The 16,254-nt window shown below is 44.7% G+C and carries 11 protein-coding genes; 3 read left to right on the forward strand and 8 right to left on the reverse strand.

Annotated elements, in window-relative coordinates:
- Positions 1-217 precede the first annotated feature (217 nt).
- Positions 218-2,557, reverse strand: a complete 2,340-nt coding sequence (locus tag LX99_RS17375; RefSeq protein WP_211319045.1) for a glycoside hydrolase family 3 protein — start codon at positions 2,555-2,557, stop codon at positions 218-220.
- A gap of 64 nt (positions 2,558-2,621) precedes the next feature.
- Complete coding sequence (locus LX99_RS17380) at positions 2,622-5,000, reverse strand: glycoside hydrolase family 3 C-terminal domain-containing protein (RefSeq protein WP_109609021.1); 2,379 nt, start codon at positions 4,998-5,000, stop codon at positions 2,622-2,624.
- Positions 5,001-5,350: 350 nt separating this feature from the next.
- Between LX99_RS17380 and LX99_RS17385 the strand changes: the two genes are divergently transcribed.
- Positions 5,351-6,976 (forward strand): NADP-dependent glyceraldehyde-3-phosphate dehydrogenase, encoded by a 1,626-nt coding sequence (locus tag LX99_RS17385; RefSeq protein WP_109609022.1) that lies wholly within the window; start codon positions 5,351-5,353, stop codon positions 6,974-6,976.
- 82 nt (positions 6,977-7,058) lie between these two features.
- Here LX99_RS17385 and LX99_RS17390 read toward each other — a convergent pair whose 3' ends face one another.
- Both LX99_RS17390 and LX99_RS17395 read right to left on the reverse strand, forming a co-directional pair.
- Complete coding sequence (locus LX99_RS17390; protein ID WP_109609023.1) at positions 7,059-7,688, reverse strand: DUF2306 domain-containing protein; 630 nt, start codon at positions 7,686-7,688, stop codon at positions 7,059-7,061.
- The gene (locus LX99_RS17395) at positions 7,688-9,613 is read right to left on the reverse strand and encodes a WG repeat-containing protein (protein ID WP_109609024.1); all 1,926 of its coding nucleotides are present in this window, start codon (positions 9,611-9,613) and stop codon (positions 7,688-7,690) included. The genes LX99_RS17390 and LX99_RS17395 overlap by 1 nt, the downstream gene beginning before the upstream one ends.
- Positions 9,614-9,795: 182 nt before the next feature.
- On the opposite strand from LX99_RS17395, the gene LX99_RS17400 reads away from it, so the two are divergent.
- A complete protein-coding gene (locus LX99_RS17400; protein ID WP_022832359.1) occupies positions 9,796-10,341 on the forward strand; it encodes a peroxiredoxin in 546 nt (181 codons plus the stop codon).
- A 198-nt stretch (positions 10,342-10,539) separates the two neighbouring features.
- Positions 10,540-11,124 (forward strand): carboxymuconolactone decarboxylase family protein, encoded by a 585-nt coding sequence (locus LX99_RS17405; protein WP_109609025.1) that lies wholly within the window; start codon positions 10,540-10,542, stop codon positions 11,122-11,124.
- Between the two features lie 259 nt (positions 11,125-11,383).
- On the opposite strand, the gene LX99_RS17410 is transcribed toward LX99_RS17405, so the two are convergent.
- The 4 genes from LX99_RS17410 to LX99_RS17425 are packed head-to-tail and all read right to left on the reverse strand — an operon-like array spanning position 11,384 to position 16,009.
- The gene (locus tag LX99_RS17410) at positions 11,384-12,928 is read right to left on the reverse strand and encodes a DHA2 family efflux MFS transporter permease subunit (RefSeq protein ID WP_022832361.1); all 1,545 of its coding nucleotides are present in this window, start codon (positions 12,926-12,928) and stop codon (positions 11,384-11,386) included.
- 5 nt (positions 12,929-12,933) lie between these two features.
- Entirely contained in the window at positions 12,934-13,989 is a 1,056-nt protein-coding gene (locus tag LX99_RS17415) for an HlyD family secretion protein (protein ID WP_109609026.1), read from the reverse strand.
- Positions 13,990-14,013: 24 nt separating this feature from the next.
- Complete coding sequence (locus LX99_RS17420) at positions 14,014-15,378, reverse strand: TolC family protein (protein WP_170122733.1); 1,365 nt, start codon at positions 15,376-15,378, stop codon at positions 14,014-14,016.
- A complete protein-coding gene (locus LX99_RS17425; RefSeq protein WP_022832364.1) occupies positions 15,362-16,009 on the reverse strand; it encodes a TetR/AcrR family transcriptional regulator in 648 nt (215 codons plus the stop codon). Before LX99_RS17425 ends, LX99_RS17420 begins: the two co-directional genes overlap by 17 nt.
- Positions 16,010-16,254: the final 245 nt, after the last annotated feature.

Here is a 16,254-nt window from a genome sequence, read left to right on the forward strand (position 1 = left end):
CCAGGGCCGCTTTATCCGGAAGCGGTTTTGCTGAGGGCTTTTCGCCTAAAATCATTATCATATTATGGTTAACCGTATAAGCAGGCCATTGTGATAAACCTTTAAGCTACAGGCATACTTAATCTGTAGATGGATTGTACGGGAAAGCAGAAAAGTCGCGATGGCGCCTGGAAAAACCTTCGCGACTTTGCCATAAAAACAATTTGCGATTAAATGTTTATGGCTTTACCGCACCCTTCACATACTTATCCACACGCCCATCCTTAATCACACCCTTCCAGTTCAAGCCAAAACCAAAATCATATTTGTTACCTTGTTCATCCATGTAACACTTTAAATCATGCGGCACATCTTCAAACTGGGCTTCTACTGTTTGCATATCTGCAGGCATCTGCAGCGGCAACAGGGCCGATGGTTCAGCCTTACCTGTCATGATATCCAGCGAAGCCTGGCCCTGCACCCCAAAATCAACAATAATAGCGCTGGCCTGCTTTTCAAATTCGCCAAACACCATCGGGTTGTTCATATTAACCGATACAATAACCGGCTTCCCTTTCATTTTGGCATAAGTATCGGTAACCATAGCCAAATCGGTAATATTAATGGCTTTGCTCAATTTATCCTTATAGGTACGGTTAGTGAACTTCTCCAGAGGGTCGCCGCCTGCAATACTGGTTGCACGGGCTGTAGTTGCCTTGTATTCGCCATATTGCAGGCTTACCGGTACATAACCGTTCCCGCCGCTTTTGGCATCTTTACCATCATACCCGCCGCCGCTGTTCGGGCTGGCAATAAAAACCAGAGCGTAATCGGCCTCATCCGGGTTATCAGTTACCTTGAAATATTTTTTTACGGTTTCGATATTAACCGGGTATTCCAGCTTTTCGGGCGTTTCCATGCCCAAAAAATTGCGCCCCGCCGGGGTGAACTTTTTAGGCACATATACGGTTTTGCCTGTTTGTAAAGGCAATGCGTTAGCCTTGTTTTTCAGCATCACTATCGATTTTAACTGCGCCTGGTAACCGGCCTCCATAAATTCGGGTTTGCCAACTACCTGTTTGGATGTTTCGGGGTCGAGGTAAGGGTTTTCGAACAAACCTGTCCGGAAAATGTTGCGGAGCAACCTCACTGCCGATTGCTCGAACCTTGCGCGCATATAGGCTTCGCCATGTTCTTTCACGCCAATCCGGTAGGCTTCAACAACCGGGGCAACTTCATTATTGCCACCAAACTGGTCGACACCCGCCATCAGTACCTTATAATGGCGCTGCGCGATGGTTAAACCCTCAACACCCCATGATTTGCCCGACAGAAACGAATCCAACGCGGTTTCATCGCCGGTAACCAGCCAATCGGTACAAACCACGCCATCGTATTTGTATTTTTTGCGGAGCAGATCATTAATAATATATGAGTTGTAGTTATTGGCCACATTCTCGTGGTTTTTAACATCCTGGTTATAGGATATGGTATAATAAGGCATCACCGCCGCGGCCGTGCCGGTTTTACCATTCAGTTTAAAGGCCCCTTCTGTAAACGGGATTAAATGTTGCTTAAAGTTGTTGCCCGGGTACACCGCGTATTTGCCAAAGGCATAATGCGCGTCGCGCCCGCCTTCGCCTGCCCCGCCGCCCGGCCAGTGCTTCACCATGGCATTAACACTGTTATATCCCCAGCCGTTGGCAATTTCCTTTTCGGCAGCCGAGGTTTGAAAGCCGTCGATATAGGCCCTTGCCATATCGGCGGCCAGTTGAGGGTCTTCCCCAAAAGTACCGCTCACCCTCGACCAGCGTGGATCTGTAGCGATATCAACCTGTGGCGAAAGCGCCGTAGCGATACCTAAGGCACGATACTCCTGCGCGGCGATATGACCGAAGTTTTTTACCACCTCCGGGTCAAAAGTAGCCGCAAAGCCGAGCGAGCCCGGCCACATGGAAATGGCACCTCCTGCCCCGGCATTGTATTCGGCGGTGGCTACGGTGCCGTGCCGTGGGTCGGAGCTGTTATTATTCGGTATGCCTAAGCCTTGCCCTTCCACAAAAGCCTGGGCGTTGTTATTCCATTGCGCGGCAATTTCGGGGCTTTGTACCGATGTTACCAGCACATGCCGCACATTATCCTTAGCCAAAAACTGCTTTTGCTGGTCAGACAGATCAGACGCCTTCGCACTGCTTTCGGCAAACACTTTGCCGCCGTATGTTCCGGCAAAAGGGCCTCCTGCCGCGGCAGGGATAGGCTGGTGACGGCTATACAGCATCAAGCCTGCAATTTGCTCAACGCTCATTTTCGAGGCCAGGTCTTTGGCGCGTACATCAACGGGCAGGCGCCAGTCTTCATATTTATCCAGCTTGCCGTTCTTGTTCAGATCTTTAAAAGCAAGGCCATCCACCGTTAATATTTTTACGCCCGATGTGCTGCTGTAGCCCAGGCTTTGCCCGCCCGCATTGGCAACAAAAACAATATCACCCGATTTCCTCTCCGTCCATTTGGTTTGAGCCGAAGCTACGGCTGCAGGCAGCAGAGCCAGCAAGGCCATAATTTTTAGTTGATTAGCCATGATATGATGATAACTTGGTTGCAAAAAAATACCCCTGTAGAATTTCTTCAAACAGGGGTTGGTTTTAGTTTAGTTTTAGCTCGTTTATTGTTTGATCGGGCGCTAAGGCCTTATTCACCTTCTCAACCGTGATATCTTTAGGCAGGCTAAATGTTGCCGTTTCTTCAATTTTGCGCGATGATGAGCCTATGTTAACCTTGTAGCTGCCTTCATCGGCTATCCACGCTTCGCGGTCGGTATAAAACGATGCCAGGTCTGGAGCCTTTAAAGTAAAAGTAAGTGTTTGCGATTCACCCGGTGCCAGCAGCCTGGTTTTGCCAAAGGCTTTTAATTCATCTTCCGGCTTATCCAGATCTTTTTTAGGCGCGGCCAGGTATAACTGAACAACCTCCTTACCGGCAACATCGCCGGTATTTTTAACCGTTACCGTAGCGGTGATCATATTTTTAAACACTTTCGAGCTTAGTTTCAGTCCGCTAAACTTAAAGGTAGTGTATGATGAGCCGTAGCCAAACTCGTAAGCCGGGGTAATTTTAGCCGCGTCGTAATAGCGGTAGCCAACGTAAATGCCGTCCTCATAAATAACCTGCGTTGGTTTTCCTTCGGGTGTACCGGGGAAGCTTTTGGCCGAAGGCACATCTTTATAATCGGCAGGGAAAGTAGTGGCCAGCTTGCCCGATGGGTTTACCTTTCCACTCAATACATCGGCAATAGCGTTACCTGCTTCAAGGCCCGGCTGCCAGGCCAGTAAAATGCCGTCAACTTTATCTCGCCAGGTAGTAACATCAATTACGCCGCCAATGTTTAATACCACAATCACCTTTTTGCCTTTGGCATGAAAGGCATCGGCAATGCTGTTAATCAGGCTTTTTTCGGCATCATTTAAATAGTAATCGCCGGGTAGTTTACGGTCAGCGCCCTCACCGGCATTACGGCCGATAGTGATCAGGGCTTCATCAGCGCCATTGGCCTCGTCGGCCAAAATGCCGGTCACATCCATTTCGGGAATAGGGGCCGGATGATCAAAAAAGTTTTTAGGTTTGGGCTGTTTGGCCTTCATATCCGCTAAGTAGCTTTTATAGCTGTCAGAAAGTTTCTCCTGCAGCTTGAAACCGGCATTGGCCAGGCCCTGCATCAGCGAAATGGTATAGGCCTTGTTCACATCGCCGCTGCCTGTTCCGCCTGCAATAATATCGTATGAGGTATTGCCAAAAACAGCTATCCTTTTACCGGCTCCAAATGGCAAAGCCTTCTCCTCATTTTTAAGCAATACCATACCCTGGGCGGCGGCTTCACGCGCTACGGCAGCGTGGGCTGCCAGATCAGGCGCGTCCGAGTATTTATATTTTTTAAAAGTGGGCGATTGTACAATCACATTCAGCATGCGCTCTACATTGGCGTCAAGCTGCTGCGCGCTGAGCTTACCGCTTTTTACGGCAGCCACAATCGCGTCAGACTGGTAAGGGCTGCCCGGCATTATCAAATCGTTACCGGCTTTCATTTGCTCTACGGCATTATCTCCGCCAAACCAGTCGGTCATCACAAAGCCCTTAAAGCCCCATTCTTTTTTCAGGATGGTAGTCAGCAGGTCACGCCTTTGAGAAGTATAGGTGCCATTCAGTTTATTGTATGAAGACATCACCGTCCAGGGCTGCGATTTTTTTACCGCTATTTCAAAACCCTTCAGGTACAGCTCACGCATAGCACGCTCGCTCACAATGGTGTTGATAAAGTTACGGCTGGTTTCCTGGTTATTGGCCGCGTAATGTTTAATAGAGGTACCAACCCCGTTTGATTCGATACCATTAACAATAGCCGCGGTCATGCTGCCGGCCACCAGCGGGTCTTCAGAATAATACTCAAAATTACGCCCTCCCAGCGGATTGCGGTGAATGTTGAGACCAGGGGCAAGCAGTATATCCACACCATACTCGCGCACTTCGTTACCAAAGGCAACACCAACCTTATTAACCAGCTGCGTATCCCAGGTAGAGGCCAGCAGCGTGGCCACCGGGAAAGCGGTTGCATAATATGTTTTTGATTTATCACCGTTGCGGATGGGTTCGATCCTTAAACCGGCAGGCCCGTCGGATACGGTGATAGACGGGATCCCCAAACGCGGAATAGCATGTGTACGCCCTGCAGCTCCCGGTACTTTTTCAGGAATGTTATAGGCGTCCGGATCAGACGGCGGCAACTTAAAGCCGCCTATATCAACAGGCTCGTTCTTTTTATCTTTTGCAGGCGGCGGCATACCGGGCATTTTGAAACCCATACCTACCACCAGCTTTGATTTTTCTTCGAGGGTCATGGCTGCTACCACCTGTTTAATATTGGTAGCGCTTAATTGTGGCGCCGGCTTTTGTGCCTGCGCCGCACCCCGAAAACTTCCGTAGGCTAAAATAAAGGCAAAAGCAACGTAGTGTTTGTAGCTTGATCTCATATTAAAATTTTAAAAGGTTTATAATGCCGATTGGTGGTAACCTAATGACAGACAAGCAAAACAAATCTTTGTGTCATTATTACACAATAGTAAATATTAACTTTTATAAAAACAAGTATTATTGATGAATAACCAAACAATTTGAACGGCGTAAGTAGCTCCCGTTAACGGGATTGATTGCCTCCGGGTAAACTCAACAACGGTCTTTGTTTGTTAACTAATCCTGCTAAATCGATAAATTTTAACCGGCGCGAAACCCCTGGTAAAACGAAAAGTATTATTACCTATAAAAGCTTGCTTGTTAAAGCAGGCTTTTTTTATATTAGAGGAAATCAAAACCCTTGAAAAATATGAGTTTTAAAACCCGGCTCAGTTCTATTTTTGTTGATGAAAACAATATCCCTCCCGAGTTTCAGATTGAAGAGGTACACCAGCGCGAATACCTGAGCGGTGGCGAAATGAAAACCTGGAACGGCGAGGTAAGCGAAGTATACTCGCCCGTTGGCTTTTGGGGCGAGGACGGAACTTTTAAACGTAAGCTGATAGGCACCTACCCGGTTTGTACCGAAAAGGAAGCTTTTGAAGCATTGGATGCCGCCCTTGAGGCTTACGATAACGGCCGTGGCGAGTGGCCAACCATGAGCATTGCCAACAGGATAAAATGTATGGAGCGCTTCATTTTTAAAATGAGCGAACAGCGCACCCTGGTGGTTAAACTGCTGATGTGGGAAATCGGAAAATCGTATGCCGATTCGGCCAAAGAGTTTGACCGTACCATCGAGTACATCAATGCCACCATCGATGCTTTAAAGGATATCGACCGGCAGTCGTCGCGCTTTGAAATGGCTGAGGGCCTGGTAGCCCAGATCCGCCGTTCGCCCCTTGGGGTGGTGCTTTGTATGGGGCCGTTCAATTACCCGCTTAACGAAACATTCACCACCCTGATCCCCGCCCTGATTATGGGGAATACCATTTTATTTAAACCGCCTAAACATGGTACGCTTTTACACTACCCTTTGTTAAGGGCTTTTCAGGAGTCGTTCCCGAAAGGCGTGGTAAATACCATTTATGGCCGTGGCGCGGTAGTTACTCCGGGGTTAATGGCATCCGGAAAGGTGAATGTGCTGGCCTTTATCGGTTCGAGCAAGGTTGCTAATGATCTGAAAAAACGTCACCCTAAAATTAACCGCTTACGTGCTGTTTTAAGTTTAGATGCCAAAAACGCGGCCATTGTAACCAAACACGCCGATTTAAACCAGGCCGTTAGCGAGTGTATTTTAGGCGCTTTATCATTTAACGGCCAGCGTTGTACCGCCATTAAACTGATATTTGTACAAAAAGAAGTAGCCGACGAGTTTCTGAAACTATTGAGCGACGCGGTTGCCAACCTGAAATTTGGTTTGCCCTGGGATAAGGACGTTAAATTAACCCCGTTGCCCGAACCAAACAAAACTGAATACCTGACCGATATTGTAAACGACGCCATTGCCAAAGGCGCGCGCGTGGTTAACGAAAACGGCGGCGAAACTTCGGCCTCGTTCTTCTTCCCGGCTATTGTTTACCCGGTAAATGAAAACATGAAACTGTACCGCGAAGAGCAGTTTGGCCCGGTGATCCCGGTAATCCCGTACGAGGATATCGAAGAGCCGATCACCTACCAGATCGATTCGCCGCATGGTATGCAGGTGAGTATTTTCAGTAACGATGCCAAAGAAATTTCATCGCTGATCGATCCGTTTGTGAACCTGGTGAGCCGTGTAAATATCAACAGCCAATGCCAGCGCGGACCGGATGTATTCCCGTTCACCGGCCGTAAGGACAGTGCAGAGGGTACCCTGTCTGTTCATGATGCCTTGAGGTCATTCTCTATCCGATCGTTGGTTACCACTAAAATGACCGAAACCAACAAGAATATCATTAATGAGATTGTGAATGACAATGATTCGAACTTTTTAAGTACGAAGTTTATATTGTAGCCCCCGGCCCCCTGAAGGGGGAGCAAAAGATTAGTCCTTGCGGGGTTTAAAACCCCGCAAGGACTTGTATATAATGAGCGTATTATTTATTTGTTGAAAAATAGTTTTTTTGATATTTAAACAAAATCTCCACGAAAATCAAATTAGGCACCCAGCTTAAAAAAGCGATGATGAGGTAATTGTTATCAAAATCAACCCCAATCCCCATAACCGAAAACATCCAGATATAGAAACGCAGGGTTACCGCGCCGAAGGCCAGGGCGTAGCTGCGGTTCATCATTTTGATGTGCTCGTCAATCTTCGCTTTTTTAACCAGCAGCAGGGCGGCTAAGGTAAAAACCATCCAAAGTGTATTTTGCAGCAGGAAAGATATAAATACGCCGGTACCCCGGTTAATGAATAGGGTCATTACGTAAGCCCCCGGAGCGGCAAAAAACAATACGCCGAATACATATAGTTTTCCTAAAGCCCGGTGCAACGGTTTATTATTGTAAACTTTTTTTGTAAACTGAAAAAAACCGGCAAGTAAAATTATGCTGCTGCCAAAAATATGGGCATAAAAGGCGGGTAAGTACCAGCCGGTTGCAACAGCTTTCTGCTTGATTAATAAAAAAGCCTGGTGAGTATTAAAATTAAGATATGGAATTACCCCTATGCATAGCATAACAATCCAAAACAGGGCAACTCCTCTTAAACTGAGTTTTAAAATCATTAGTTATTCAGCGCCAAAGTATTCTTTTTGATTACCGGCAGGCTTTTCAGCTTTTTATCAATCCACTGGATATTATACTTATCAATTTCGGTAAGTGAATCCTGCACGTTTGTGTTTTCGGCTTTATAACTACCGTAAAACTGTTGAGAGAATATCTCAGTCCAGCGTTTGTCTTTAAACTTATAATTGTAATCGGCGTAGATCTCGTTTTTCATATAACGCAGCACTTCTGCCGAAATGGCACCGTTGCTCTGTATCTTGTATTTCCCATCATCATCAAGCTTTCCAATCACATAACAGCCGTTTATAAAATGATCGTCCATTTTCTGGTATTTGGTAAATGAGAAAACCCTTTTGGTATTTAGAGTCTCTTTCGCTTTCCCATTTTCAATTTTTAAATAATGAAATACAGGCAATTCGCCAAGATAGGTTTTGTTATTATAAAGTTCTATATCGGCAGTTGATGTTACTTTAATCTCCAGCAATGAATCGGTAACGGTATTTACGCTAAACTCGTTGCACTTGCCACTGTAATCTGCGCCGCCTTCTTCGTTACTGATATCGGTGCGAAGGGCGTATGCATACATTTTATTTTTTTTATTGTCGATGAGCACGAGGTTGCTGCTATCATAAAATTCACTTCGGCCACCTATAAAGTAATCACGGATGGAGTAGAAGGCGGTTTGAAACCAGTTGCCACCGTCGGTTGCCACGGCTTTAACGGGCAAAGCTTTGGCTTTTACTATGTATTCTGAGCTTGCCTCATCAAAATAAACATGCTTGCGTAATGGGTTTTGAAACTCTTTAATTTGTGGTAACAAATTAAGATCAACCAGGTATGACGGCGGAAGATAAATTGCGCCGTGACGTTCTTTAGAGTTAAATTCTGTAATGTTACCGGCCGGGTCGGCTTTTAATGTGAACGAAGCGGGTTGTTTCAACTTGCTGAAAATATCGCTGATACGAATATCTTCTTTTACTGAAACTGTAAAGTCGCTTTTCAGCCAAAAATAATCGTTCCCTTTTCTGATAGCGGCAATGTTTTCGCTGTCATTCAACGGGAAAATTTCATCGTATTCCACCGGTAGCACAACCTTCCCGGATAAATCATAAAGTCCTCGTTTATGATATTTCTCAACTTCAACAAGCCCCGGAAAGCTGCTGCCGATGCTATGGATGATATCGTATTTAGCGGGGATCAATTCCTTGAAATCCGGCCCAACCAACCCTATTTGATAAGCTTTTACACTATCAGCTTTATCGTCTCCATTAAAGTAGTTCCACTGCCAGTTGCCTTTTACAACATAAAAATAGGTTTTATCCTTAATGTGGCTGAACCAAATCACGCTATCATACCTTACTTTCAAATTAGCAGCATCAGTAAAAGCTTTTAAAGTCGCCGGGCTATAAATTTCTTTATCTGTATAGTTTTTTTGCCATGCCTGGCCTTTATAGATCTGATAGTCACTCATAAAGGCGGTGCCGTCAACACTATAAATCCTGTAACGGTTATCTTCATCCTTTTGTATGATAAAAGTCAATGAACTATGTTTGGTAGTCAGGTGATCGCCGCTAAAGGTTACCGGAATGGTAACGCCTGCAAGTGCCGGGTTGTAGAAACTGATTTTACTGTTATCAATATCCAATCGAAGGTTAAATACTGCTTCTGGATTACCGGCTTTGGGGTCGTTAATTAATGTTGTAAGCAAGGTATTTAAAACCTGGCCTTTTTGCCTGTTGGCAAAGTAATGGTTAAGCGAATCAAGATTGCCTTTTTCAACCTGCCTGTTAAAGTTTTTCAGGAACTGTGTTATTTCGCCCTCCTTAGCTGATGTTGCATTTTTGCCGCGGAAAAAGATAAAATAAGCACCAATGGCTAAAACCACGATAGCTACCGCCGCGATAATGATAGGTTTAGTTTTCATGCTACCAAGTTAAGTATTTTCGAAATAGAAAGAAGAGGAATAAGTATGATTCGATGCCATAAAATCCTACTATATCATCAAATTGAAATTATAATCAAAATCTATACCTGATAGAATATTAGTATTCGGCAGCCCCTCTAAAATTTTTATATTTGCATCAACATCAAAAGAAATATCAAATTATGTTAACGATAGGACAAAAATTCCCACAATTTTCTAAAACAGCGGTAGTAAGCCTTGAAAAAGGTAAAGAGTTTGAAACCCTTACTTCTGAGTACCTTACCAACGATGATAACGTTTGGACCGTAATGTTCTGGTGGCCAAAAGACTTTACTTTTGTTTGCCCTACCGAAATTGCTGAGTTCAACAAAAATTATGGTGAATTCCGCGACCGTGAAACCCGCCTGATCGGCGCTTCTACCGATTCTGAGTTTGTTCACGCTGCATGGAGAAGAGATCACGACGATCTGCGTGATTTGAAATTCCCGATGCTTGCCGATACTTCAAAATCATTGGCTGAAGACCTGGGCATTTTAGAGCCTACCGAAAAAATCGCTTACCGCGCTACTTTCATCATAGATCCTCAAGGTATCATCCGTTGGGTATCTGTTAACGACCTGAGCGTTGGCCGTAACGTGAAAGAAGTATTACGCGTACTTGACGGTTTACAAACTGACGAGCTTTGCCCTTGCAACTGGGAAAAAGGTCAGGAAACTTTAACTGTATAACATTTAAGCTTAAAGCCAAAGGCTAAAAGCTTAAAACGAAAGGCTCAGAGCAAAGAAAGTAAATGCTTTCGGCTTTGGGCCTTTTCTTTAATTCAAAAAAGCTGAAAGCGAAAGGCCAAAAGCTTAAAGCCAGAAAAGAAAAGCTTTTGGCCTTAGGCTTTTAGCTTTCGGCTAAAAAAATTCAGATCAAAACACAATATGAACGAAAGCACCGAAGTGATCCAGGAGATACTTGAAAGTATCGGATTAGATAAAAATTACCGTACCGCCAGTCTTACCTTATTAGAAACAGGCGAATCACGCTACCTGCGCGATTTAAAACTAAACTTTACCAGCACCCTTACCTCGGCCCATTTAACCAATAAAGAATGCGCCTTGTTAGGTTTGGCTACCGCCGTGAACAATAATAACCTGCCGCTTACCAACTATTTCACCAAATACGCTAAACAAAACGAAGCTACCGATGCCGAAATTGGCGAAGCTGTGGGTTGCGCCTCGTTGCTGGCCTCAAACAATGTGTTTTACCGTTTCAGGCATTTTACGCAAAAGGAAAAATACACCCAGATCCCGGCCCGCATCCGTATGCAGCTGATGATGAAACCTGTTACCGGTAAGGAGTTTTTTGAACTGGCCAGCCTCGCCGTATCGGCAGTTAACGGCTGCGAAATGTGCGTGAACGCTCACGAAGATTCGCTGATCAAATTAGGCACTACCGAAGAGCGTATTTTTGATGCCGTACGTATCGCCTCATTAGTTACCGCCACCGGAAAAATTGTATTTTAATAAGCTTTGCTTATTTTAACGATAAAAAAGGCATGAAACGATTAAATTTCATGCCTTTTTCATAAATAGTATTTTATTGCCGAATAAAATTTGCGTTTATTAATTAAATTCCAGTAAATTTATACCTTAAGATTAAACAAACCCCGGCAACATTATTTTTTTTAAAACAATTGTTCCTTCGGGGGGAGTAACTTAAATTTTAATTGTTAATTTTTTTTGGGGAAAGCCGTTCCGGTAATAGTGGAACGGCTTTTATCATTTAGTGCGCGTCGGTAGCGGCTTTAAGCTTTTTAAACGGCTGCAGGTAAAGCAGCGGAATGGAGAACAACATCACCAGGCCCGAAATCCAATAAGCATCATCATATGTTAGCAACATGCTTTGACGGGTAACCATGCCTTCAATAGCCTGGTAAGCCATATGGGTAGCATCCAGCATTGATTTACCTTTGGCCATAAAGCCCTGGGTAAGCATATGCAACCTATCATTAAACGGCGTGTTGTATGGGTTGATATTGGTAAGCAGGTTATTACGGTGTACCCCCTGCCTGATGTGGATAATGGTGGTAAGCGTAGCTATACCAAACGAACCGCCCAACTGGCGCATCATATTGTTCAAGCCAGATCCCTGCCCCAGTTCGGGCCCTTTTAAATCGGCCATAGCCAAAGTGGTAAGCGGCACAAATAAAAGCGCCATACCCACACCACGGATCAGTAATGGTATCAATACATCCTTCTCGCCGGTAGCCAGCGTTGAACCTGCCAGCATATGGGTAAACACATAAAACAAAAACATACCTGCCGTAGCCATAAATTGGGCTGGGATGCCTTTATTCAGCATCTTACCAATAAACGGCATCATCACAATGGTACACAAACCGCCGGGGAACAATAATTCGCCGGTTTGCTGCGCGTTAAAACCCAACAGGTTTTGGCAAAACACCGGGAACACAAACACCGATCCGTACAAACCAAAACCAAGTATAAAGGAGGTAAACATACCCACCGCAAAACTCCGGTGCCGCAGGATGCCAAAGTTTACTATCGGGTGCTCGGTACTCATTTCACGCCATATAAATAATATGGTACCTAATACCGCCGATATGGTTAATATCAGGATGTAGGGTTTGGCAAACCAATCTTCACTTTCGCCTTTTTCCAATACGGTTTGTAAGCTGCCTACGGCAATGGCCAACAGGATGATCCCCCACCAGTCAACCGGTTTACCCTTGGCATCCTTGGGCGTTTCGCGCACAAAGGTATAAGTACAAAATGCAGCCAGCGCGCCTACCGGGATGTTCACGTAAAATATCCAGGGCCATGAAAAGTTTTCAACTATCCAGCCGCCAATGGTAGGGCCTACAGTTGGGCCTACTACCGCGCCTAAACCAAATAAGGCAGTAGCCGTACCTATTTGTTCGCGCGGCCAGGTTTCAAGCAGGATAGCCTGCGCGGTAGAAATCAAACCGCCCCCGGCTACACCCTGTATAATCCTGAACAATACCAGCTCGTTCATGGTATGCGCGTTACCGCACAAAAACGATACGATGGTAAACACAATTATAGAGGTAAGGAAATAGTTTTTACGCCCAAAACGGCCGCCCAGCCAGCCCGACATGGGCAATATAATTACGTTAGCCACCGCGTAACCGGTAACCACCCAGGCCACATCCTCGAGGGTTGCACCAAGGTTACCCTGTATATGCGGTAAGGCTACGTTTACGATAGTGGTATCAATCAGCTCCAGTAAAGAAGCTGTGATCACCGTAATGGTGATGATCCACTTTTTAAAGCCAGTTTCAGCCATGATTGTTATTCTTTAATTACAGATACATTTACGCTCATACCTGGGCGTAGTTTTGCAAGGTCTTCTTTGCTGCCTGATATTTTAATTTTTACAGGCACACGCTGCACAACCTTTACGAAGTTACCGGTAGCATTATCCGGAGGTAATAGTGAAAATTTGGCGCCGGTAGCAGGCGAAAAATTATAAACCGAACCTTCCAGTTTCATATCGGGGTAAGCGTCAACTTCAACCTCAACTTTTAAACCGTTTTTAATGTTGGTTAGCTGGGTTTCTTTGTAGTTGGCGGTAATGTACAAACTGTTATCATTTACAATAGAGAACAAAGTTTGACCGGCCTGAACCAGCTGACCTAACTGCACGTTCTTTTTAGACGCGATACCGCTTGCCGGCGATTTTACAGTAGTGTAGCTTAATTGCAGCTTAGCATAATCAATATCAACCTGCTTTTGTGTTACGCCGGTATTGGTAACCTTTAACTGGCTGCGGATTGTACCAACCTGCTCAAGCGCTGCCTTGTACTGATCCTGTGATGCTTTATAGTTAGCTTTAGCTACATCAAGGTCGGCTTTGGCCTGGTCAAATTGTTGTTGGGTTACCGAGCCGTCTTTTACCAGGTTGGCATAACGGTTGTAATCTTTTTGTACTTTTTCTAAACGGGCCAGGTTTGACGCAACCTGCGCCTTTGCGCCTGCCGAACTTGCCTGGTTAGCAAATATTTGTGATTGGTTTACGCCGATACCTGCGCTTGCGCCAACCTGTGCGGCCTGAGCCTGCTCTAATTTCACTTTATAATCGCGGTCGTCAATTTTAACCAAAGGCTGACCTGCATTTACGTGGGTATTTTCTTCAAAGTAAATCGAGTCAACGTATCCGCCAACGCGCGCTACTACAGGGCTGATATCGCCATCAATCTGAGCATCATCAGTATCAATGTGTTTGCTAAAATAGATGTATTCTTTTATACCGAAAATTACGCCGCCAATCAGTAATACGCCTAATATGATGGGGATAACTTTGTTTTTCTTTTTCGGTTGTTCCGGTGTTTCTTGTTCCTTTGCCATTTTATTTAAAGGTTTTGGGTATTATTATTTGTTAATTTTTCCTGTTGATTTTAATAAAGTATAGTAAGCTAAACCGGCATCAGCTTTAGCCAGTTCTAAGTTGATCTGCGCCTGGTAAAGCAGGGTTTCGGCATCGGCCCTGTCTGTAGCCGAGGCGATATTGCTTTTGTATTTCGATTCGAGGATCTTGTTGTTTTCACCGGCCTGTTCAATAGATGTTTGCAGCAGCTTTACCTTAGCCAACGCCTGGGTGTAGTTCTGGTAACTTTGGTTCACCTCGTCTTTAATCCTGTCTATAGTGATGTTTTTGTTAATCTCCACCTGCTGCTCTTCCAGTTTAGCCTCTTTCACCTTGTTTTTGTTGGTCCAGAGCGAGCCGAAGTTCCATGAGGCGGTTAAACCGATAGATATCGGTGTAATGTAATTACCGCTTTTAGGGATCGGGTTAGCGTTCACATCAACATAATAAGCAGCGGCCGATGCGCCTACCGTAGGCAGTTCATTAGCTTTAATGCTTTTGGTATTAATTTCGGCAACGCGGCTGCGTAAAGCAAACTGTTTAAACTCGGGGCGCGCAGCCATTGCAGTATCCAGGTATGAGGTTAGCGGGGCAACCTGCCTGTCGGCCTCTGTAATCTGATCGATGTTTAGCTGGGTGCCTTCCGGTAAACCTAACAACACGTCAAGGTTGTAGTTGATAATCCGGCGGTTGGTTTCCAGGTCTACACCGTTAACTTCAATGTTTGAGCGTTGCAGCTGGAAACGGAGCACATCGTTTTTGGTTACCAAACCCTGGTCAAAAAAACGTTGCGCCTGTTTAATCTGCGCATCAACGGTACTTAAGTTTTGGGCAACCACTTTTTTGCTTTGCAGTACCTTATAAAGGTTGTAGTAGGAGTTGATGATATCGTAAACTACTTCATCCTTATTATTTTCCACATCCAAACGTGCAACCTGGGCAAGCAGATCAGTTGATTGACGGGCATATTTAAGTTTATTACCGCCAAATATGGTTTGATTTAAGCTCAGAATCCCCAGATATGCGTCAGCATGCGATGGCAGGTTAAAGCTCTCTTCGCCAAGGGCAAGCCTGTTGGCCGGAATCTGAGCCCGGTTATAACCAAAGCTTACCTTACCTGTTGGCAGGGCCTGATCTTTAGCCTGGTTGTATTGAGAAATAGCCTGTTCAACTTTGGAGTTCGACAGCTTTAAGGTTTTGCTGTTTTCAAGACCCAGTTTAATGGCCTCGTCAAGCGTGATAGTCCTGTCTTGAGCGGCGGCTGCAAAAGGCAGGCTTAATACTATGAGGGCGATGCTGCCGCGTAAAACGGCCCGCAACACCTGCTTTAATAGTTTAAGGTGTTTGGTTTTGTTATTTAGAGTTGTCATGTTCATTAACTAAGTATGCTTTTAATAGTCGTTTCATATATGTTTTTACACGGGGTTTGAGTTCTTTCTCCATAAATTCCACATCGCGGATGTCATGGCCAAGCACAATCGAAGATAGCTGCGGCATGTTAACTATATAATTTTTTGTACCGAACATGGTAGCTATAACTAATGGCACATCGGCATCCTTGTAAAACTGGCCGCTGCTTACACCCTCTTCAATGATCTTTTTTACCTCGTTAACGTTTACCATCAATATCTCTAAGATCTTATCGGTAAGGTCGCCGCGTTTGTTCATAGATAGCTCCCGGTTAATAAGTTTCTGAAAGCAGTTATTGGCTATAATGCGCTCAACATAATTCTCGATACATTTTTCCAGTTTATCCCATGGTGTCATGCTGCCATCACTGCCGATGTTTTGGAGCAGTGTGCGGAAAGAGTTAATCTTACGTTCAAAAACTGCCAGGAAAAGCCCTTCTTTGGAGCCGAAGTAATAGTTAAGCATGGCCATGTTTACACCGGCCTCACCCGATATGGTACGGGTGGAAGCGCCGTCATAACCCAAATCCGCGAACACCTTTTCGGCTACATCGAGGATATGCTCTTTTTTATCTGTTTTATCTTTTTCCATTGTTTTAACGGCACAAAATTAATCAAACGATTGATTAAGCGTATCGGATTAAAGCAGAAAAAGTTAATCAACTGATTAAGATTACCACAGAATGACAAATTTGTTTTATGGGTATTGAAATTTTAATAAAAATCCGAACTATCCGTTACAACATTCAATAGTAATTTCAACAAATGTTAACATATTTATTGTACCGGTAATCCAATTGTTATATTGTTGATACAGCAAATGCGGAATATCTATCT

It is taken from the genome of Mucilaginibacter oryzae (assembly GCF_003148845.1).
Classification (GTDB): domain Bacteria; phylum Bacteroidota; class Bacteroidia; order Sphingobacteriales; family Sphingobacteriaceae; genus Mucilaginibacter; species Mucilaginibacter oryzae.